The following is a 20,470-nucleotide window of genomic DNA, read 5'->3' on the forward strand; positions in this document are numbered from 1 at the left end:
TGCCGAAAGTCATCGCCGGTGTAAAGTTCATCGACGGAATCGAAGTCATTCCGAACACTGAAAGCCACGCCGCCTGATCAGGCCGCGTCACCCAAAATCAGCCATAGCTCCCGGCGCAAGCTCACCGGGGGCGACCAGCATGTTGGAGTTGCCGATCAGAAGCATGATCAGCAATTGATACTTCACCGCGTCGACCGGCTCGACGCCGCGAGAATCTGACCGTCATCATCCCGGCAAGGAAACGAGGCCGATCGCCGCGATGCTATTCATGATCGGCATGAAGCCGCTTCTCAATGCCTCCCGAATGCGGGGACGCCCATGCAGCCGGTTACGCAATACACAAAAAGCGCGGCCCGGCAATTCGATCAGTAAATTGCTACACAATCAAATCGTGAGTCGCATGGAGATCGGCGTGCCATGAGTGTTCGTGGTGCGCATCTGAAATATCAATCCCGTCAGCATCCTGGACCGACTCCGGCCCCTCGTGCGCAACAGCATGCTGACCATCTCCATAGGATTTTCCATTTCCGTGGCTCAGTTGCTGAAGGTCATACATGCCTGAAGACGTATTGTCGGCGCCACTCTTAAAATGAAAGGAATCGCCAAGGTCGGTGCCAACCGCTGATTTGGCCTGATCTGCGTTGTCGGAAGAAGGCCCGCCCTTTCCTTCAGTCTTAATCTTCAATGCCGAATGTGCGTCGTTGGCAGAATTTACGGACGCCATTGGTATATCCTGCTCCGGCTTGCCAGTATCTAGATCACCTGCCTGTGGATGCTGTGCGTGTTGCTTGCCGGCCGCGGAACCGTCTTCAAAAGTCTGCAAATCGCCGTGCGCTTGTCCGCGATTCGAATCTTCTCCCGGGGCCTCATGCTTGGCATGCCCCTTGGCGGCTACGGAGCCGTTGTCGGACTCATGCACTGCTTTCTGAGAGTGACCGTGATTTGAACCGTCTCCCAGGGCCTCATGCTTGGCATGCCCCTTTGCGGCCACGGAGCCGTTGTCGGACTCTTGGGGTGACTTCTGAGATTGACCATGATTTGAACCGTGTTCCGAGGCCTCATGCTTGGCGTGCCCCTTGGCAGCTCCGGAGCCGTTGTCGGACTCATGCAAGGCTTTCTGCGATTGACCGTGATTTAAACCGTCTCCCGCGGCCTCATCCTTGGCGTGCCCCTTGGCAGCGCCGGAGCTGTGGTCGAACTTATGTAGGGTCTTCTGCGATTGACCGTGATTTAAATCGTCTCCCGGGGCCTCCCGCTTAGCGGCTTCGGAGCTGTTGTCGGAAGCGCGCAAATCGGATTGCGATCGACCATGATTTGACCCGTTATCCCGGCCTGTCTGCGTTAGGTCACGCTGCGCGGCTTCGTTCGCGGCCGCCGCAACAACATCAACGGTCCCGGAACCTGGGGGAATAGGAGTTTCTCGGTGACTGCCGCCATCCTCCGCTTGGGTATTGCCGACATAAAGCTCGCTGCCGTCTGTGGCGATTGTATCGCCTTGGGCGAACTCGAATGCGAACGCCCCATCGTACACGGCTGTGCCGCCGAAATTTGCCAAGCCGGGAAGTACGGATGCCAGTCCGTTGGCGTCGCTTGCGGTAGATGAAGTGACGATGTCATCGCCGAAATCGAACGCTTGCACGGCGTGGTTGGCACCATCGAGCTCGTAGATCAAGGCGGCGAAAGCTGCAACCATGAAGATGCTGTAGCTGCTCGAACCCGGCCTCGGCGCGTTCAGTGCTGCCTGCACAAATTGGCTCGCGGCAATCTCGGCCACGGGGTCGACGAGTTTGCCGGTCGGCGATGACGTCCCGGTTGCGGCGCCGGCGCGGTCCTTGCTCGCGCCTCTGGCCGGGGTGCCACCTGATACTGCTTCCTTGCGGCTAATTTTAATGGTGACGACTTCCGCGCAGCCGTTTGCGGCCATGACCGTGAAACTTTCGGTTGCGGCGTGACCGGGCGAATCGTCCAACGCTGCCCAGATCGCAGCTGCCAGGATACTCATCGCGCCATAACGGCGCGACAGTGCCAGCGCGGCGAGCTCCGTCCGGCTGTGGATTCCGAGCTTCTGTCGCGCGTGGTCGATGTGAATCCTGACGATCTCCAGAGAGACACCGAGGACCCGAGCAATTTCACTGTCCGACAAACCTTCGGCGACGAGATCCATGATCGTCCGCTCGTTGACGGTCAAAACCGCCAGAACGTTATTGCCGAACGATGCGATTCCATTAGCTTCGTGACCGACCCTCGCCAGGTCTGACCCTGGTTTTTCCAGCCTCAGGGACTGGACCAGCGCTTCTGGTTGGGCGTTCATCGAAATCGCGCCGCAAGCACCGGTCGCCAGTGCCCTGGCAAGATCGCCGCAGGCGACAGTAGCAGTGAAGAACACCAGCCGGGAGGAAAGGGCTTCGTCATCCACGACGGCGAGAATGTCGGAGGCGGTTACATCGGTGAATCCGTCCTCCAGTAACACCACATCGGGCGTCAAACGGCGAATGGCCGCAAGGCAACTAGCTCCATCAAGACAGCACGCAACCACTTCGAAATCGGGCTGCGCTCCGAGCAGCGATGCAAAACCCTGCAGAACAATGGGACGTCGATCTGCTATCACAAGTCGAACGCGACGCATGGGCTTCCTTCGCTCGGCCTCGCAATACAACATGAGAAGCGGCGGTGTAACTCCGCTCGGTCGATTGCGTTCCAAATTGTCATAATGAATTCGTGCGGATGCTTCTGACGATGAGTCAATTAGTTCGTCGGGATAGCTGCATATGGCTCGCCCTCTTACGTCGCGCGCACGTCAGAGGTCGTGCCGCTCCAAGTGCGCAGGGAGAGCAGGACTCTCTCCGATGTCGCTATTGCGCGAAAACTGCAGAAAAACAGGATCCCAGTCGACGACCCTTCACCGGCGCAAATCGATCTCGACTGCAATCCGGACGAGGTCGGAGTGATTTTTAGCGCCGAGCTTGGACTTCAGCATGGAGGTCGTGTTGGCAACGGTTTTATAGGAGATGCCGAGTTCGGACGCGACTTCTGAGATGCGGTCGCCACGACCCAAAAGCCTCAGGATCTCTAGTTCGCGTGGGCTCATCTGCGTCAAAGGGCTGGCCTTGATCGCCGCGCCCGCGAAGGTCGTCGCTTCCGTCAGACGCGGTGAGACGAAGCGCTCCCCGGCTGCAACCTTCCGGATGGCCTTGGCCAGGAGCCGAGGATCATCGCTCTTCGAGACATATCCCTGAATGCCCATCTCCACAGCGCGCACCACGAACGCCGGATCCTCACTCACGCTGAGCATGACTATTTTGGCGGCCGGATCATCCCTGCGGATTCGCCGGGTCAATTCGAAGCCGGTAAGATCGGGGAGGCTCACGTCAACCACGGTGACGTCGGGATGCTTCTGCAAGTACGCACGGTGGCCGTCCTTTGCATCGGAAGCCTCCAGGATCTCGACGGAAGGGTCCGACGTGAACAAAGCCCGGCAGCCGGTCACGACAACGGGATGGTCGTCGACGATCAATACCCTCATGTTGATCTGGTCCTCATTAGCACGCTGTCGCTTCCTCCAGTTGTGGAGAACGTCGCGAGCACTGTATGGTTCAAATATCTGAGCGGGACGTCGGGCGAACCTACCGAAGGAGCACGAATTGCGGAAGATCTGTAATGTTCTTTCCTTTCGGCAGAGCCTGCTGCTTCCGATCACTTTGATGATCCTCAGCGCCCAGGAATCGGGGCACGCACGCGCCGTCGCGAGAGCCCTAAATGGAGCCCTTGAAGCTTCGCGCAATCCGGAGCAGACGCTGGACGCCTTTGGCAACGGGCTCGGGAAGCGAAACTCGAGGGCGACAATCTGCTGATCGAGATCGCGGATGATGTGCGCAAGACCCCCGGTATGAAATTCTGCCGCGGGTTGACCGGCATGTCCGAGCCTGTTCGGGCGCTCGACGGCAAGCTCCAATTTGCATGCGAAGACGAGCGCACCATCGTGCGCTGCACTCTGCCGATCGGTCACAAAGCAGACGTTCGCGGGACCTAAACGGGAGCAGAACCGGCGGTTCATACACCATTCAAGTCTCGGGGCCTAACGAGACCTGCCACCGGGGACAACTGTGAGGTGGACCATGTCGGGCTGGATGCATGCCGCGAGCGCCGCTTGGAGGACTTGCTGTCGCTCTATGCAGATCAGGCTACGCTTGATTGCTGCAGCGGAGAACGGTTCGTCGGCAGGCCGGCCTGCTTTGCTATTGGCCGGCCAAGCTACGCGGCGCAATTGAGGCCGCATTCGAACTGGACGAAGTCCATCGGGAGCCGGAATGCGTTCGGCTCGACTACCGAGATTATAACGGCAGCGCTGTGAGTACGAAATTCTGGTTCGACGCCGAAGGCAGTATCACCAGAACGCTTTGCGTACCTCTCCCCGGTGCGAGATCGAGGGCGGCCTAGCGATAGGGGACGAAGACAAGCGCACGATCGGGAAAAAGCGGCAATATTCTATCCTTGCTCAGGAACTTCAGCGCCGTGGTGAGGTTTTCGCTGCGTCGCATCTAGCGGCAAGGAGAACATGATGAAAAAATTGTTGCTGATGTCTGCGGCTGCCGCGCTGATCTCGACGGGCGCGATGGCACAGTCCACGGTCGTCACCACCACCACCGGCGCCGGCCACGCCGCCGCGGTGCAGATCGAGCCGGAATACCGCACTAAGATCCGGACCTACGTGACCGAACACAAGGTCCGTCCGGTGGAGACCCGCGAGAAGATCGTGATCGGCCAGCCGGTGCCGCGCGAGGTCGAGCTCGAGGCCGTCCCCGCCGACTGGGGTCCCTCGCTCACCAAGTATCGTTACGTCTACTCGGGCGAACGCGTGATGCTGGTCGATCCATCGACGCGCACGGTCGTCCAGGAGATCGACTGAGTCCTTCGAGGCGGGTCGCCCAAAAGGCGTCCCGCCTCGACGTCAATCCGGCCCCGCCGATACCCCATTCCTTCCTTGCGAGCGGCCGTCCATGCCCCCATCGGTCGATACTTCGTCTTTGTCGGCGCGCTGCTGTTGGCGCTGCTCTTCGCCGCCGACCGCTATCTGCCGGCTCCCGTCGAGCACGCGGCGGCGGCCGATCCTGACAGGACCATCATCCGGATCGCCTCGGCAAGAAGCCTTCCGGAGAAGATCATCTTTGACACGCGTCCGCGCACGGATGTTCCGATGATCGCGCAGGTCCATCCGGCCCGTGAAGAACCGTATCCGGTGCGCGAAGCCATGGCCTCCATGCCTGCAGCGCCTACCGTCGAGATCAAGAAAGACCCGCCAACACGCCTCTCCGCAGCGTCCCGCCCGCATCCGAAGCGCTCGGCAAAGCCGTCGAAGAGAGCGGCCGAGCGGCAGCTTGCCTTCGAGCGACACGACTCATTCACCGGTGGATGGTGGTGAGCCGGAAGGAAAAGGCCGCGCCTTGCAGAGCGCGGCCTCCATCGCGTCCGATCGACCGGTCACCAGTGGTGGTGGCGATGCCAGCGATGACGTACGACCGGATAGGAGCCGCGATAATAGGCGTAGGCGGGACGAACGACCCGGCGATAGCGATAGCCGTAGGAGACGGCGCCGTGTAGTAGGTGGTAGTGTAGCCGCCGCCCCAGCGATAAGGCTCGTCATAGCCATAGTCGTAGGTGTGTGGGCCGCCGTAATAGCCCGCGCCGTAGTAGCCGGGGCTGCCGTAATAGTCGTAGCCGGGTCCCCGGCCGTACGCCGAGGACGCAATCCCGCCGATCACGGCACCCGCAACCAGGCCGCCGGCGATACCCGGCCCCCAGCCGCCCCAACCACCTCGCCAGTGAGCTTCGGCAGGAGATGTCGTGGCCACCGACGCCAGACCGAGGGCGCCGACCATCAGCGCCGACATTGCAATATTCTTCATCGGAACTCCTTTTAGATTGCGGATGCCCCGCCGATAACGGGAAAAATAGGCAATGGTTGCTGACCCGGCGACGAGGGCAATCGGAGCACCGCGCCGGGACAGCGTCGCTCGAAGCACCAAGCCTGGAGCAGCAACGGTCATTGCAGCGGAGTCAGGACCGGAATGCTGCGGCGCGAGAGAGGGACTACCGACGTGGCGAGGTTAACAATGTTGAATTCGCCGACGGACTTTTCTGCGCTAGGCTTCGCTCTCGCCTTTCTCGGGGGTCCGATGTTCGATCCGGCCACGACCGCGCTTCTGCGCGCCGTCCTCGACGATGTCTGCGCAGACATCTCGCGCTTCGAAACCGGCGCTCGCGCGCACGTCGCTTCCAGGATTCTGCAAGCCGTCGCCGAGGGCAACGTCGCGCTGGAAAACCTGAAGAAGGTCGGTCGCGAGGCTTCGCGACGCGCCGACGATGTGGCGCTGATCAGGGGCAGGGCGTGAACTTCCAGGTCACGGTTCTCAAGATCCTGGTGAGCTATCCCGACGGCTTCGCCGTCATGGCGGACCTCAAGCGCGACATGGCCATCCTGGCCACCAGCGGGCGCGACTGGACCGAACGGACCAAGCGCCTCGCCGCACGCGTCCCCGATCTCGACATTTTCTCGCAGGCGCTGGTCGAGCGCCTGAACGGCGGATGGCGGATCACCGAGAACGGCCGGACGGTCCTCGACTTCATGGAAGCCAGGTCTTCCGAGCCGCAAGTGGAACGGGCCGACGCTCCCGTCGAGCGCCTCGCAGCCGTAGAGCCCGCGCCGCGACTTCTCGCCTCCACAAGGGCTGCCCGAAGCCGGCGCCTGCAGCGCCGCCGGGCGGCGCGCGAACGAGCACGGGCGAAGGCGTCCTGATACGTCCTTCGCCCACGATCGGGAAAAACCGGAAACTTTCGCAAGCGCGCCGAGTTGGCACCGACTGGTTGCGGCCCCGGAGCGCGTAGATGGTCGACGATGTCGTGTTGAAGATGGCCGCGGAGACCGCATGGACGGTGTACCGATTGAGGCGCCCCGATATCAATTCGCGAGATGACCGACGCTGTCTGCTGCAGCGTCACCTGCAGAGGAGATGGGAAGAGCGACGGAGCGATTCCGAAGAGCTCGCAAGCTTGGGGATAGCCTATCTCGACCGGCTTCCCGACGAAGAATGCTGAGGGACATGAAGATGTTCGTCGCGCGGGTGGCCTGCGGAAGCACACAGCCCGGTTGGACGCTGCTCGCGATTTCCTTCCTGCTTTCGGCCGTTGTGGTGGTGATCATGCGCTTCGTTCTGGGAGCCTAGCCGATGCGGATCGCACAGCTTGCTCCCTTGGCCGAGAGCGTCCCACCGAGACTTTACGGTGGGACGGAGCGCGTGATTGCTTGGCTGGTGGATGAGCTCGTCGAGCTCGGACACGACGTCACCTTGTTCGCAAGCGGCGATTCGAGGACGAAGGCAAAGCTCTACCCAGTGTGGCCACGTGCTCTGCGATTGGGACGGATGGGCGTGGATCCCAACGCCGCCTGTGCGATGCTGGTCGAAGCTATCGCTGAACACGCTGCCGGCTTCGACCTGATCCACTCTCACGTCGACTGGCTGCCCCTTCCCGTGCTGAGCCGGACGGATGTCCCGTATCTCACGACGATGCATGGCCGCCTCGACCTTCCCGGGCTCCCCGACGTCATCGGAGCCTTTCCGAAAGCCCCTTTCGTCTCGATCTCCGACAACCAGCGCCGGCCGCTTCTGGAGGCGAACTGGATCGATACGATCCAGCACGGTCTGCCGAAGGATCTCTTTCGGCCGTCCTATGAGCCTGGTTCGTACCTGGCCTTTCTTGGGCGGCTGACGGTCGACAAGGGCCCCGAAGACGCGATGCGCATCGCACGTGCTGCCGGGATGCCGCTGCGGATCGCCGCCAAGATACCGCGCGCGGAGACGGCTTACTTCAAGAAGAAGCTCGAACCGAACATCGACGGCGAGAAAATCGAGCTCGTCGGCAAAGCCGACGAGGCGCGGAAGCAACCGTTTCTTGCCGGCGCCGCGCGCCCTGCTGTTTCCGATCGACTGGCCCGAGCCGTTCGGCCTCGTCATGATCGAGGCGATGGCCTGCGGGACGCCCGTCATCGCTTACCGCTCCGGCTCGGTGCCGGAAGTGGTGGAGGACGGCGTCACCGGCTTCGTCGTCGAGAACGCCGCGGAGGCGATCGAGGCTGTGAACGATCTCGGCCGTCTCGACAGAAGAGCCGTCCGCGCCCGGTTCGAGAAGCGCTTCGTCGCGAGCCGGATGGCGCGGGAGTGCGAAAGCCGGTACGAGTTGATCGCGCGCGTGACGCCGTCTCGAAGGTAGGCGCGCTCCGATGAGGAGGGCGGGCTCCGCAGGCTCCAAAGACGTCTTCTGAATTCGCTCGTCGTGAATCCTTCACTGAACTCCCAGAGTCGAGCGCTGCATCGGGAACAAGCGGAACCTCCTCGCGTTGTGGAGCGCGGCATCCGACCGGACGCCGACGTCGCTGGAGGAGATAGAAGATGAAAAGCGTTCTTGCCGTCGCCCTGCTTGGCGCTGCCGTGATCGGTGGCGCTGCGTTCGCGCAATCCACGCAGCCGGCCGATCGCGCCGCTACCGCGACCACGGGCCAGCCGGCTCATGCGCAGATGGCTCTCAAGGGAAGCTGGCGCGCCTCGAAGCTGATGGGTCTGAACGTCTACAACGAGGCCAACGAGAAGCTAGGCGACATCAACGAACTGCTGGTCGACAAGAGCGGCAAGATCGAAGCCGTGGTGATCGGCGTCGGCGGCTTCCTGGGAATGGGCGAGCACGATATTGCCGTCTCCATGGACAAGTTGAAGTTCGTCGAGGAGCCGGTCCGGACCACCTCCAGCGGCAACTCGACTGCGCGTGACACGACCACCGGCGCCGCTTCCACGAACACCACCCATCGCAACACGAACGATTGGGTGCCTGACCACGCTGTCATGAATGGCAACAAGGAGCAGTTGAAGGCGCTGCCGCAGTTCAAATACTCAGACTACAATTAGGCAAGCAAACGCTCGCGGAAAAGGGGCCCCACGGGCCCCTTTTTTGCGCATCCGCAACCACGGAAATCCAAAGAAAACGGCCCGCCCGGGTTCGCCGGACGGGCCGCTTTAGCGTCAATTCGCTCAGTGCATGTCAACCAGGAAACGCCATACGATCAATACGGGCGTGCGCTCCTCCAAACCTGTTCCGAACGATTACATCGGGGCAACGACGCATGGTGTTTATTACTGTTCAGTGCAGACCTTCGTGGTCTTCACGGCGGACTCGGCTTCGGTCTTGGTCTTGTACACACCGTCTCCCACGACGGTGGTGGTCGTGGTCGTCGGCTTGGTGTCGACGACGGTGCACTTCTTGGTGGTCGCGTCGCGGACGATGTAGAACTCTGCGGCGCTGGCTGCCTGTGTGCCGAGGGCGAAAGCGGCAAGAGCGCCGCATACGATCAGCTTCTTCATGATGTCCTCCTCCAATGGCGTTAAGTAGTCACTGCCAACAACACGCCCAGTTAGAAGTTCCACTTATTCCCGAAAGACGATGGACGGCGTGCTATCGGCGCGGTCGCAGCGTTGGCCATATCAGCGGTGCGTTTCGAGATGGGAGCAGAGACCAATTACCGAATTATCCCGATTTGGAAATCGCTATGCCACCGCGTGTTATCGGGCGACCAAATTGGGAGGTTTTCAGATGAACAAACGTTTATTCTTAGCCACGACCGCCGCAGTCGCGATCGCAACCTCGGCTTTCGCGCAGTCATCGCCCAACACTTCGAGCTCGAATCCGCCAACGACGCAGTGGCAGGACTCCACATCCACGACGACGCCGTCATCATCGTCCACGACCCCGTCGTCCAGCTCGTCCGGGCAGGCCATGAATCCTTCGACGAATTCGACCCAGACACAGCAGCCGTCCTCGACGGGTCAGAACGCTGCGAATCCGGCTTCTAATTCCAGCACCGGCACCAACGCCACGGAGGCGCCGACCTCGAGCCAGGCCCAGACCAACCAGCCCTCTAATCAGACCACGACGCCTTCGAACCAGGCGCAGACCAACCCTCCGTCGAACACGAACACCCAGTCGCAGAGCACCAATCCGCCCGCCTCGGGCACCAACCAGGCGCAGTCGCCGACGGGCAGCGGTTCGACCAACACGGCGCAGCAGCCAAACGACCGGCAGAACACGGCGGATCGCTCTTCGAACACCAACGAGAGCGCGTCGGTGAACGTCAACGATCAACAGCGGACCCGCATCAGCGCGTCGATCTCGCACCTGAACGTGCAGCCCCTCGCCAACGTCAACTTCTCGCTCTCGGTCGGCACCGCCGTGCCGCGCGACGTCCGTCTGCAGCCGCTGCCGACGGAGGTGGTCGAGATTGTGCCGCAGTATCGGGGCTACGACTTCGTCCTGGTGAAGGACGAGATCGTCATCGTAGAACCGTCCAGCTACAAGATCGTGGCGGTCATGCCGTATTCGGGTCGCTCCACGGCTGCCGCCCCGGCACGCACCGAGCAGCGCAAGGTCACGTTCAGCGATCGCGACCGTGAGGTGATCCGCAAGCAGGCCAAGGCGCGCCAAGTTGAGCGCGAGCGCCGCACGACCGGCAGCGCCGTCCGCACCGAGATCCGGACCGGCGAGCGTGTGCCCGAAGGCGTGGAGATCGAAGCGTTTCCGGAAGAAGTCTATCGGGATGCTCCGACCTTGCGCGAGTACCGATACATCAACCGGGACAGCCGCACCTATATCGTCGAACCCCATGAGCGTCGCATCATCGAAGAGATCGACTGATCTCGCCACGGAAAGGAGAACATCCATGAAGACTATCGTACTGGGACTGTTCGCCGCCTCCCTTCTGGGATCGGCTGCGATCGCCGCTCCGCTCAATCCGACCGCCCCAGGCCCGACCGGGCTTTCCTCTGGAACGGAGCAGGTCCGGCTCGTCTGCAACGAGTACGGCCGCTGTTTCCGGACCCGCGGTCCGCGCTACGTTCAGCGCTACTACGGCGACGACGACGCCTACGTCGCGCGCCGCAGCTACGGCTACTACGGCGGACCCGGTAACTACGACCGCGGCTACGGCTACTACGGCGGCGGGCCGAGCATCGGGTTCAGCTTCGGTACCCGGAGCTGGTGAGTAAGACAAGGGCCGCTCTCCGAGCGGCCCTTTCGCTGGTAATCTACGGTGAAAAGATGTCCGCTCTTGCGAAGCTGATAGTACAAAAAGAGCAATTGCTGGCGCGGCTCGAAGCCGATCCCGCCCCGAACGAGCGCGCCGAAATCCAGGCACTGCTCACCGCTCTCAAGCTGCTGGAGCCACAGGGCGCTCTGACGAGCGGCGAATAGCGAGACTCACTCAGCATTTGAGGCGATGACGATGATGCGATTAGTTGCCAACTTGACGGCGGGCTGTCTAGCCGTCGCCTATATCAATTGCGCCGAGGCCCGCTCCTATCCGATAGGCGCCTTCGACGGTGCGTGGAACTTGATCTTCGAGACACGGTCCGGATCTTGCGCCTAGCTACAACTTCGACGTGAACATCTCGAATGGCAACATCTCTCATCCCAACCTTGTCAGATTTTCGGGGGCGCGTATCGAAGACCGGTGCGGTGCGCGCTTCTGTAACGGTTCGGGATAAACATGCCGCGGGTGCCGGCAGATTGGAGCCGACAAGCGGATCGGGAACTTGGAGTGGCTATTCAGGCGCAGCTAAGTGCAGCGGGATCTGGAAGGCGACCAAGGTCTAGGAGAACCTCAGAAGTATGGAAAGGGTGGACGCGCCCGCTCGATAGAAAGCTGGCGGAGCTGGTGGGTCGCGAGTGGCAGACGGCCGCCGAGATTCAGCGCATTTCGGGCGGAGAAACGCTGAAGTTGCGAAGACACTCGACCGGCTGTGGGAGGGCGGGCTCATCGAGCGGGAAACGCTGGACATAGGCATCGGCGCGCGGCGCAAAGGTGGAGGAGCACAATTGCGACGCATCAGGTATAGGCGCAAAATGTCGAAGCCATAACGATTTTGTTTCAGCACCGGGAGCTGTCGCGCGACGGTGCCGTCGGCGGCCTGTCATCGGCGAGAGGCCAGGGTGGGCGCACCGGTAGGTGCTCGCGCCGGGTCCATCAGGCCAGCCTGCAATTCCGCGCGCCTCTCCGCCACAGCATGATCGAATAGTTCGAGGGCCAGGGCAAAGGCAGCCAGGTCCTCTTGTTCGATGGCCCCCTCGTCGAAACAAGTGAGGGCTTCCTTGATGATGGCATCGACCTCGCGTTGAGTCGCCGCGAACTCGCTTTCGGATTGGACGGCGCGAATCTCGGAAGCCGCGGCAAGGATCCGGTTGCGATGGACGGTGTTTTCGTCCCGTTCGTCCCGGTTGAGATAACGACGCAGCCATGCAGCGGCCGAGCCAATGCCGGACAGCAGCAACAAGGCAAACCAAATGTAGTCGCTGTACTTGTCCAGGAATGTCCGTTCCGTGCCGTTGATGACGGCGGCGGCGCCGCGGTGCACGGACGGCTCAGCCTCCTTCTCGGTCTCCGGCTTGGTGATATGGGCGGCGCCGGCGGCATGCTGGGTGATGGTATCCCGGACCGCGAAAAGCTGCCGATAGAAGGCCGCCGCCTTGGCTTCGGAAAGCCCTTTTCTGGCCAGGATCAAGTGGCTGACAGCGATCGTATCGACCTTTTCCTCAGGCCATGCCGGTTTCGCGTTGAAGACACTGGGCGGAATCTCCTCGGCCTCATAGCGCGAGTGCTTCAACGCGATGGCCTCAGATGCGTCGATCGGGAGGAACTTCGGCGTGCCGCGCGTGCGGGCTGTCGCCGCGATCGCGTCGGCTGTGATCTTGCTGTCGAGCGGCCCCACGGCCAGGTACGCTTCGATCGTGCGATCTTGCGCGAGTTTTTCGATCTCGTCCGTGCTGAACTGCGCCACGCCGACCTTGTCCGGCTCCACGCCGGACCCATCGAGGATAACCCGCAGGACCGACGCGTTTGCTGCGGTCCTGCCTATGACGCCGACCTTGCGTCCGGCGAGGTCAGCTATTTCAGCGATCTTTGTAGCGTTCTTCTTTTTCGCGACCTTGCCGCCGCCGGAAAATGACCACAGCACGACGTAGTTCTTGCGCAGCACGGCGACTGTCTGTGCGTCCGAAGGCATGCTCAGATCAGCGCGGCCGACCGCGAGCTCGGCCTTGCCATTGCCGAGCAGGGCGAGCGATTCGGCCGCGCCAGCGGTCGTTACCGGGGACAGCATCACGGTACGGCTTTCGTCGGCGAACGCCTCGGCCATGGCCTCTACCACCGCGTGGTCTTCGCTGCCGGTCGGTCCCACGGCGACCCGAAGCGTCGTGGGCTGCAGGACGTAATAGAGAGCTCCGCCAGCGGCCAGAAAGACCGCGAATCCAACGGCCAGGACCAGCAACAACAAGCGGGTCTTTCGCCGCTGAATATCTTGCCTGTTGCTGCCACTGGAGGAGGACATTTGCTCTCCGATGGTCCGCTTTCTGCGCGTCCTGCGTCCCAGCTCTCTACCGGGAACTTGCGGATCTCCGAGCCGTTCCCGAACCGGCGCACTTCTTGGATGTACGGACAAGGGCGTCCACCCTAGAGAGCCGGTAGATCACGAAAGACAGAAGGAAGCCGAATTCGCGCGCTATCGCCAGCCGCGACCCTTCCCCCGACCTTACCACGCCCAGCACCCCGCATTTGAGCCGAGGGCCCGTTTTTGCCGACGAGAGCACATGCCGCCTCAGACCGGCCCGGAAGCGGTCGATGAGGACACACGGCGTCCGGAGGCCGGTCAGCTCCACGATCGCAGCGGGTCCAAGCTCGATGAGCGTCCCGAGCGGCATCCGCTCGAGGTCCAGGCCGGCAGTGGTGATGTTATCGCCCAGGTCTCCCGCTCCGACCTTGAAGCCCGCATCCGAGAGGGAGGCGAAGAGCTCGGACGGGATCAGGTGAACCTGCCGGTGATTGGCCAGGCTGGGCTGGCGGCGGGCGAGATAGCGGTGCCGGACAAACGGGCCGGCGTGGGCGTCGCCTTCGACACCATGGCCTTCCACCAGCACGATCCGGTCCTGCGGCGGTTTGCTGAAGTGGTGACCGCGATCGGCGGCGACCGCGACCACGGTGCCCTCCAGCGAGAGCGCCTGCGGCATCAGGCCGCGCGGGCGTCGAGCGCCGCTTCTGGCGCAGGTAGCGCGTGATCTCCGGAAGGGCCATCGCGTTCAGGACCCGGTCGGCAGGGACACCGCCCTTCCGGGCCATCTCGACGCCCCAGTGCATGTGGTCTTGATGCTTAGCATGCAGCCGAAGTCGAGGGCGGCCTGGTGCCAGCGCCAATCCAAGTCGAGGCGCCACGGGTGGGCATTGATCTCGACCACGACGTCGTGCTTGGCGCAGGCGTGCAGCACCTTCTCGACATCGATTTCGTAGCCTGGCCGCCGCTGGAGGCTGGCGCCCGGTCATGTGGCCGATGATGGTGGTGTGAGGGTGCGAGATGGCCCGAAGCATGCGCTGCGTCTGGGCCTTGCGGTCCAGTTTGAAGCGGCCGTGGATGCTCGCGACCACGAAGTCGAAGCGCTCCAGCACCTCATCCCGATAGTCGAGCGATCCGTCCGCCAGGATGTCGGACTCGATGCCTTTAAGTATCCGGAAATCCTTGCCGAAACGCTTGTTCAAGCGGTCCGCTTCCCGGCGCTGCTGCGCGATCTCCTCCTCCGAGAGACCGCCCGCATAGTGCGCGGACTTGGAATGGTCGGCGACCCCGAAATATTCGAAACCGCGCTGGCGCGTAACTGACGGGCCGCGCCGTCAGGACACCGGAAAAGGAAAACCGAGGCAAGAAACCTTAGTGTTGGCTAAATAAGGGAGGAACTACCCGACAAGCGCGTGTGCCCAGAGGAAGAAGCCGATGACCTGTTCGACTAACTTTCATGTCAAGACGCGAGGATCGGACTAAATTACAAACGTCGTGCCAAGATTGAGGACCATCTTTACCATCCACTGGCCCTTGATCGTAAAGGTCATGGAGCTCGGGTTTGGTATCTCGAAATTAAAAAAGACGCTTCCGCTCTTATTAAACGCCGCGCCCGACAACGCATCAGGAAAAAATGACACGTTTTGCGTGACGTCACCTCGGTGGCCCTTGACGTCCTTCAATGACCATGGACCGCTGATGTTGCGCATAAGTTGCGAATCTAGTTGGAAGTCCGTGTCCGAAACACCGCTTCCAGAGATTGGTCCGGAGCAACCTAAAAGTGCTGCGATATTAGCTACTCTGCTGCCAATCTTAAACGATATCGATGCGGTGCCCGACGACGTGCGTACCCTCAGCACGTGCGCAGCAATAAACCAGTCGTCCGCCTTTGTGTCTGCTGCCACGGCCGCCTCCCGCTGTACCTGAAATCTCTCGCCAGCGACTGGAGATTAACCGTCCTGATGTCATACCCATGTGAAGAGGTTCACACGACGTAAAACGACATCCTCGGCTCGCGTACCTCCGGCGCATGAGCGCGGTTGCGACCAGCCTTTCTTTCGTCGAAATTCGGGCACTAGTTTTGCTTTTTGGAAAATGGAGAAGTTAAGTGGCAATGGGGACGGTAAAGTGGTTCAACCCGACGAAGGGCTACGGGTTCATTCAACCTGACAACGGCGGCAAAGATGTGTTTGTCCATATCTCGGCAGTCGAGAAGGCTGGTTTCACCTCACTCGCAGAGGGAGCCAAGGTTAGCTTCGACGTCGTGAACAATCGCGGAAAAGACTCGGCGGATAATCTACGAATCGGGTGATGCGCCCATTGTGTTGTTCAACAGAAAGGCCGCAGCGGCGGACCACTGCGGCCACCGGGATCAATAAAAATAGGTGAAATATGTGGTCCAGCCCCGGCGAGATGAAGCCTACAGCGCGAGTACCGGGGCGCAATGTCGTCGAAGTCACACTTCGGGACAATTAAATGCCTCAGCTTTGCTGACTGAGGAGGCCCGCCGGGGCTGGCGAAGGCGAGCCCTCAACCCAAAGGCCGCGAAAGCTCTCCGGCGACGGACGCAGCAGTCTGCACCTGATCCGCGCAGATGCGAGCGTTAACGTCATCGGAATTTGGCGGACTCGCTCAACGAGCTTGGTACGATCAAGCCAGCGATCCAATCACCGCTGATGACCTAAACCAACTCCCAATACGAGCGCCTTCTGACGGAGCGCGCCCTCGGTTCGCTTGGTCATCTTGGCTATTTTGACGACAGGCGTCCGCGCCTTGGAGTGCGCCTTCAAGTCTCTGATATCGGCAGCAGTCCACTCGCGACGAACAGTCTTCTTTGTCTTCTTGGCCAAGGCGGCGCTCCATCAATGTTGATGGCGCGGTCTAGCACATGGAAGGTACGACCGTCACGCGGGATGGTGTGACGCAACGCTCCGTGCACACCTGGCCTGAGGATAGAGCGGGAAGGCCGGTGAGGCCGCGACGAGCGGTGAGGGCGAGGAGGGCGGCGCGCAAAGTTGGTCAATCCTGTCGGGAAATTAGGAAAGCCATCGGAACGCTAGCGAGATGGTGCTCGGAGCTAGACATCAGCAGAAGACGATTAACGTTGTTATGTTGTATGCCGCCTGACGGAAATGCGCTGGTGATCTGCGAAGCGATCGGCCATTCCATTTTTTTCCCAAGCGATGTTTGTGCGGTCGAATGCAATCGCGAAAACCGCGCAGCGAGGCGATCTTCCACGTTGGGCTTTGGCATGCCGCTATTGTTCGCTCTGAGTAGATATTTGAAGATATCAGCCATCAGAGCCGGATAGGTTGCGGTAGCTCCTTCATCTATCGAATTTACGGCATCGACTACCGTTGTTGGCATCTGGAACGTGGTGCTTTTGAAGTTGGATGAAAGCTTAGCGAGGCGCGCTTCCTTGCTGGCAATAGCGCCTCTGATCTCGCGCCATCGATACGCGCTGTCGGTAAAAATGCTCGACCCCGTCAGTTGGGCGAACCCTTCTTGGTGCCATTGCGGGACATAGTGATTGTTTCGTGTTTTAGCTGCGCTGGGAATCATCGATCATAAGACTTGATCAGGCTCGCGCAGTAAGGAGCAACGCTCTGCTCTGAGCGAGGATAGGGAAGGCAATAGAGGCAATAGCGCGCCGCATCCTCACCGGAATAATCGGGGTCTGACGCGCCACTCAGCATGATGGTCGCCGTGTTGAATCGCACGTCAAAAATGAATGACGCGCTCAATCGAACCGATCTTCTGGGCGTCGGACCCATAGACCGCTGTGCCTTCGACTTTGTCGCTACCGATCAGCGTACCTGTTTCACGCCTTTCCGTTTCCATCGTCGTCTCCTCCTAGAAACATTGACGCACGACAACTGTGATCGAGAGGCGATCGTTCCTACGTTTTAAAGGTTCGGCGGAGAGCTATAGACAAGCGAGCGACGCGGCAAAAACTGATCTCGTACTTCGCGCGTCGTGATGAATTCACCACCCCGACAACCGGCGCATCGGAAGGTCACAGGATTCCAGCCCGCGACCCTGTGCGGCAAAATGAGGTCAAGGTAGTGGCCGGGGATCCGCGACGCGGCTTTTGTGCCATCGATTGGAATGAGCCATCCACTCGGAAATCGGCTCGCCATCGCGATGCCGGCCCCCAGCTTCTGCGCCAGCCCAAGCCGCCGCAGCCCCGAACAGCAACGCTGCAGCGGCCGAGAAAGCGATGATGATGCTCGCCGCGCGAGCCCTCGAGATCGCGCTCTTTGCATTTGCCAACGTTGTATCCACCCGCCTTTCAGCGTCCGATGCTGCAAGCCCGGTCAGTGCCGTGACCTGCTGAACTAGATAAGTGCGATCTTCGGGGAGGACGCCGCGGTGGCTCGAAGCGGTTGCCAGAATGCGGGCGGCTTCAGCACGCTCACCTGTAAGGTCAACGTTCGGCGGCCGCCGGGGCGCACGGAAAAGATGATCCAGCTCGTAACTTAGGACCGACGGTTCGGTAGCCGAGGGCGGCTGCGTCGTCGCGGACGGGCGGTTTGCGGCGCCTGCTATCAACGCAGTTAGAACCGCTCCCATCAAGACCGCGAGCGCCCAGGCAGCAACGCCATGCAGTCCGTCGCGCGTCTCGATGTCATCGGTTGCGGAAGCGTAAGGCGGCCGCACGCGCCCGGCAAAATAGCCGCCGCAGCCAAAACTGATGAGGGACTGAAAGATCAGATAGACGCCCGACAACAGCCATAGCGCAACGGAGGCATCTCTCCAGGTCGGCGCAGCGGAGGCCATGCCCAGTCCAAGCGCTGTTCCAAAGGAGATGAGTATCAGGGACAAGGCCGTAGCGACGAATGCTCCAACAACGATGGGTGTCCACTGCAAACCCCAGGGCCTGGTCAGGTTGGATGCGGTGGCTGTTTCGGATGCGATCCCGGAGATTGGTTCAATGGCCATGGCGTCTACCGGAGACCGAGTAGAGACAAAATGAACATGACGATGACGATCAGGCCAACGAGATAGATGATTCCATTCATGCGAAGTCCTCCTCTTCGCCACTTCAATGCCAGGCGTGCGTGAGGGTTCCTCTATCCAGATCCAGACGTTTCCCGCCAGGTCGCACACCCGCGCGACCCCGGTCGTAAAAGAACAGCCGCGTTGCCGGGCAAGCAACGCGGCTGGGAAGCAAATCCCCGGAGGAGCCAGGCTTACTTCCTGTTGCTTTTGGGGCCGCCCTGATCGCTGCCGGGACCAGAGCCGCCCTGGCCGGACGCGTCTCGGACTCGCGTGGCATTGCCGTATCTCGGAATTGGTTTATGCGCGTCCGGAGTTTGCCGAATTTTCCCAGTAACTCGGGAACTTTCGGCTTGTGTGCACTTTGTAACGTCCAGTGCTCGTGTGCCCGGGAAGACTTTTGACGAAATGCTACCGATCGTCTTGGTGATTGAAAACGACGATGCGATCCAAGGCCTTGTCGAAGATCCAGAAACTTTTTGCGCCGGCGCGGCTTACGACTGCGGTCTCTCAGCCTCTTAACGGGCTCTCGGTGGCCGGTGCGAGCAGGGATTGAGGCAAGACATGACGCAAGCATCGATATTGCTTGTCGAAGATGAGGCGCTCATTCGAATGATGCTTGTCGAGATGGTTGAGGAATTGGGGCACAGAGTCATCGCCGAGGCGGGAAGCGTGGATCAAGCGCGAGCTCTTGCAGAACTTGAGGGCTATGATCTCGCGATCCTCGACATCAATTTGCAAGGCATCAACGTGCAGCCAGTTGCCGAGGTAGTGAGGGGCCGGGGGCTGCCCTTCTTTTTCTTGAGCGGTTACGGAAGTGCAGGTCTGCCCGACGGATTTGAAAAAATGCCTGTCCTCGTCAAACCCTGTACGCCGGTTGCGCTCAAGCACACAATCGATGCTGTCCTACTGAATGGAGAGCCTGAAAAAACGCAAAACAAGCCTCGGGGAGCAGCGTAAATCTTTAGCGCCTAAGGACGGCTTGCCGCCCAAGTCGTTCAGGGCACGAGGTCTGGCATATAGCTCATGCCGGGCCTCGTTCTGAAGTCACAAGACGCCTCAGTGTCGCCAGCCGTCCTTGTCGACCTCCACCCGAAAGCCTTCCGGCATGCGCGGCGCTTCACCTTCGCCAGCAGCGTTGCAGGCCGGGCAGGGTGCACCAGCGCCGCCACAGATGCAGGCGCGTGGGCCTTCCCATGGGCGGTCCGGGTGGTTCTCGCAAACCCAGCCGAGACTTTCACAGTTGACGCACGTCGCGGTCGTGGCACCGGCCGCTGCCGGCTTACCCTCGCTGGACATCAGGCGACCCCGCGCAAGGGCAGCGCGAGCTGCATGTCGAAGCGCTTTGTGGCGTTAGCGGCGATGAAGTCTTGCAGCGCAGACGAGATCTTGGCGTCGGTGTCGGCTGCGCGCTGGGCCAGTGCGTCGGCGACATCGGAAGTCGCATCCCGCGACCACCCTTCGACGGGATTGAAGGTTATAATTCGAACCGGATAGGCGTACTGGCCGGACAGGAGATTTTGCAGGATGATCTCGAGGTCGGTGGCAGCCTCGTCGGTCTCGCGCCAGGCGCAACCGGCACGCGCACCGAAGTCTTCAAGCACCAGATAGATGTCGCGGTCGAGGCGGTCGGCCGGCACGATCGAGGGCGAGGAACGCATACGCTACCCCGATACGACAAGGGCGAAGAGAACGGCCCCGGCTGCGGGGGGATCAAGGGGGTAGGCCGGGGCCGCTCCGCCAGCTTTGGCAGCGAGCCGGCGACGACTCAAATAATCGCCCGCCATTGTAGTTCCTTTTCAAAACTCAAGCTGGCGCTGTCCGTATCTAACCTGGTGTCCGAAGCTGATTTGAGGGGCCTAACATGGTAGAAAGCAAGCCAGCGGGGAGAGGCGATCCCACGTCCCGCGCGGGCAACAGGAAGGCTGAACAAGTGATCAACAGTAAGCGCTCCTTTCTACGCACCTATGCAGTTGAGCGCGGGGATGGGATGAGGTGTCCACCATGAACGAGGTGGACACCATCGATGATCACTCCAGAAGAACTTTTGAGAC

At 61.0% G+C, this 20,470-nt stretch carries 23 protein-coding genes and 3 pseudogenes; 12 read left to right on the forward strand and 14 right to left on the reverse strand.

The annotated features are described in order from the left end of the window. Positions 1-376 precede the first annotated feature (376 nt). A complete protein-coding gene (locus tag QJT78_RS40460) occupies positions 377-2,626 on the reverse strand; it encodes a response regulator transcription factor (RefSeq protein ID WP_162136551.1) in 2,250 nt (749 codons plus the stop codon). 273 nt (positions 2,627-2,899) lie between these two features. Continuing rightward, positions 2,900-3,523: a response regulator transcription factor gene (locus QJT78_RS40465; protein WP_028153973.1), complete on the reverse strand. Its 624-nt coding sequence runs from the start codon at positions 3,521-3,523 to the stop codon at positions 2,900-2,902. Between the two features lie 1,035 nt (positions 3,524-4,558). On the opposite strand from QJT78_RS40465, the gene QJT78_RS40470 reads away from it, so the two are divergent. Together QJT78_RS40470 and QJT78_RS40475 are read left to right on the forward strand one after the other, a co-directional pair. Next, positions 4,559-4,906 (forward strand): DUF1236 domain-containing protein, encoded by a 348-nt coding sequence (locus QJT78_RS40470; RefSeq protein ID WP_028153974.1) that lies wholly within the window; start codon positions 4,559-4,561, stop codon positions 4,904-4,906. Positions 4,907-5,041: 135 nt separating this feature from the next. Then, complete coding sequence (locus QJT78_RS40475) at positions 5,042-5,419, forward strand: hypothetical protein (RefSeq protein ID WP_155258192.1); 378 nt, start codon at positions 5,042-5,044, stop codon at positions 5,417-5,419. Here QJT78_RS40475 and QJT78_RS40480 read toward each other — a convergent pair. Continuing rightward, the gene (locus QJT78_RS40480; RefSeq protein ID WP_272481430.1) at positions 5,400-5,903 is read right to left on the reverse strand and encodes a hypothetical protein; all 504 of its coding nucleotides are present in this window, start codon (positions 5,901-5,903) and stop codon (positions 5,400-5,402) included. The genes QJT78_RS40475 and QJT78_RS40480 overlap by 20 nt on opposite strands. Positions 5,904-6,173: 270 nt before the next feature. On the opposite strand from QJT78_RS40480, the gene QJT78_RS40485 reads away from it, so the two are divergent. The 5 genes and pseudogenes from QJT78_RS40485 to QJT78_RS40505 all read left to right on the forward strand — a co-directional run bounded on the left by QJT78_RS40485 (position 6,174) and on the right by QJT78_RS40505 (position 8,954). Continuing rightward, on the forward strand, positions 6,174-6,389 hold the full coding sequence (locus QJT78_RS40485; protein WP_028153976.1) for a hypothetical protein: 216 nt from the start codon (positions 6,174-6,176) through the stop codon (positions 6,387-6,389). Further along, entirely contained in the window at positions 6,386-6,793 is a 408-nt protein-coding gene (locus QJT78_RS40490) for a hypothetical protein (RefSeq protein ID WP_028153977.1), read from the forward strand. The genes QJT78_RS40485 and QJT78_RS40490 overlap by 4 nt, the downstream gene beginning before the upstream one ends. 304 nt (positions 6,794-7,097) lie before the next feature. Further along, positions 7,098-7,220: a hypothetical protein gene (locus QJT78_RS40495; protein WP_272481429.1), complete on the forward strand. Its 123-nt coding sequence runs from the start codon at positions 7,098-7,100 to the stop codon at positions 7,218-7,220. 3 nt (positions 7,221-7,223) lie between these two features. Continuing rightward, a pseudogene (locus tag QJT78_RS40500) lies at positions 7,224-8,265 on the forward strand (glycosyltransferase family 4 protein). 179 nt (positions 8,266-8,444) lie between these two features. Beyond that, entirely contained in the window at positions 8,445-8,954 is a 510-nt protein-coding gene (locus tag QJT78_RS40505; protein ID WP_028153980.1) for a PRC-barrel domain-containing protein, read from the forward strand. Between the two features lie 225 nt (positions 8,955-9,179). Here the strand turns inward: QJT78_RS40505 and QJT78_RS40510 are convergent, their stop codons facing one another. After that, on the reverse strand, positions 9,180-9,407 hold the full coding sequence (locus tag QJT78_RS40510; protein WP_038383553.1) for a hypothetical protein: 228 nt from the start codon (positions 9,405-9,407) through the stop codon (positions 9,180-9,182). A gap of 225 nt (positions 9,408-9,632) precedes the next feature. After that, positions 9,633-9,821, reverse strand: coding sequence for a hypothetical protein (locus tag QJT78_RS40515; protein WP_240537738.1), 189 nt, complete (start codon positions 9,819-9,821; stop codon positions 9,633-9,635). Here QJT78_RS40515 and QJT78_RS40520 point away from each other — a divergent pair. Genes QJT78_RS40520 through QJT78_RS40530 form a run of 3 tightly spaced genes read left to right on the forward strand, consistent with a single transcriptional unit; the run spans position 9,820 to position 11,289 of the window. After that, a complete protein-coding gene (locus QJT78_RS40520) occupies positions 9,820-10,734 on the forward strand; it encodes a DUF1236 domain-containing protein (protein ID WP_240537737.1) in 915 nt (304 codons plus the stop codon). The genes QJT78_RS40515 and QJT78_RS40520 overlap by 2 nt on opposite strands. A gap of 25 nt (positions 10,735-10,759) precedes the next feature. Further along, a complete protein-coding gene (locus tag QJT78_RS40525) occupies positions 10,760-11,080 on the forward strand; it encodes a hypothetical protein (protein WP_028153983.1) in 321 nt (106 codons plus the stop codon). A 56-nt stretch (positions 11,081-11,136) separates the two neighbouring features. Further along, the gene (locus QJT78_RS40530; RefSeq protein ID WP_193375981.1) at positions 11,137-11,289 is read left to right on the forward strand and encodes a hypothetical protein; all 153 of its coding nucleotides are present in this window, start codon (positions 11,137-11,139) and stop codon (positions 11,287-11,289) included. A 719-nt stretch (positions 11,290-12,008) separates the two neighbouring features. Here QJT78_RS40530 and QJT78_RS40535 read toward each other — a convergent pair. From QJT78_RS40535 to QJT78_RS40550, 4 genes and pseudogenes are all read right to left on the reverse strand, one after another. Further along, positions 12,009-13,421, reverse strand: a complete 1,413-nt coding sequence (locus tag QJT78_RS40535) for a TAXI family TRAP transporter solute-binding subunit (protein WP_049807931.1) — start codon at positions 13,419-13,421, stop codon at positions 12,009-12,011. Between the two features lie 46 nt (positions 13,422-13,467). Further along, positions 13,468-14,097: an MOSC domain-containing protein gene (locus tag QJT78_RS53270; protein ID WP_335337553.1), complete on the reverse strand. Its 630-nt coding sequence runs from the start codon at positions 14,095-14,097 to the stop codon at positions 13,468-13,470. A 16-nt stretch (positions 14,098-14,113) separates the two neighbouring features. Next, positions 14,114-14,734, reverse strand: a pseudogene (locus QJT78_RS40545) (PHP domain-containing protein); the annotation flags it as partial. Between the two features lie 162 nt (positions 14,735-14,896). After that, entirely contained in the window at positions 14,897-15,322 is a 426-nt protein-coding gene (locus QJT78_RS40550) for a hypothetical protein (RefSeq protein ID WP_028154089.1), read from the reverse strand. 203 nt (positions 15,323-15,525) lie between these two features. Here QJT78_RS40550 and QJT78_RS40555 point away from each other — a divergent pair, with 203 nt between their 5' ends. After that, positions 15,526-15,729, forward strand: a complete 204-nt coding sequence (locus QJT78_RS40555) for a cold-shock protein (protein ID WP_028154090.1) — start codon at positions 15,526-15,528, stop codon at positions 15,727-15,729. Between the two features lie 355 nt (positions 15,730-16,084). Here the strand turns inward: QJT78_RS40555 and QJT78_RS40560 are convergent, their stop codons facing one another. The 4 genes and pseudogenes from QJT78_RS40560 to QJT78_RS40575 form a co-directional block, all read right to left on the reverse strand. Continuing rightward, entirely contained in the window at positions 16,085-16,267 is a 183-nt protein-coding gene (locus QJT78_RS40560; protein WP_028154091.1) for a hypothetical protein, read from the reverse strand. Between the two features lie 169 nt (positions 16,268-16,436). Then, positions 16,437-16,979 carry a hypothetical protein gene (locus QJT78_RS40565; RefSeq protein ID WP_100214140.1) on the reverse strand — a complete coding sequence of 181 codons (543 nt, stop codon included), beginning with the start codon at positions 16,977-16,979 and terminating at the stop codon, positions 16,437-16,439. A gap of 168 nt (positions 16,980-17,147) precedes the next feature. Next, positions 17,148-17,258 (reverse strand): annotated as a pseudogene (locus QJT78_RS40570) (PRC-barrel domain containing protein); the annotation flags it as partial. 216 nt (positions 17,259-17,474) lie between these two features. After that, entirely contained in the window at positions 17,475-18,359 is an 885-nt protein-coding gene (locus QJT78_RS40575; protein WP_038944822.1) for a hypothetical protein, read from the reverse strand. 621 nt (positions 18,360-18,980) lie between these two features. Between QJT78_RS40575 and QJT78_RS40580 the strand changes: the two genes are divergently transcribed. Then, a complete protein-coding gene (locus QJT78_RS40580) occupies positions 18,981-19,376 on the forward strand; it encodes a response regulator (RefSeq protein ID WP_038944821.1) in 396 nt (131 codons plus the stop codon). A 338-nt stretch (positions 19,377-19,714) separates the two neighbouring features. On the opposite strand, the gene QJT78_RS40585 is transcribed toward QJT78_RS40580, so the two are convergent. Then, a complete protein-coding gene (locus QJT78_RS40585; RefSeq protein WP_038953418.1) occupies positions 19,715-20,077 on the reverse strand; it encodes a hypothetical protein in 363 nt (120 codons plus the stop codon). Positions 20,078-20,470 lie beyond the last annotated feature (393 nt).

Origin of the sequence: Bradyrhizobium sp. Mp27 (assembly GCF_029953005.1) — a bacterium.
GTDB lineage: Bacteria > Pseudomonadota > Alphaproteobacteria > Rhizobiales > Xanthobacteraceae > Bradyrhizobium > Bradyrhizobium barranii.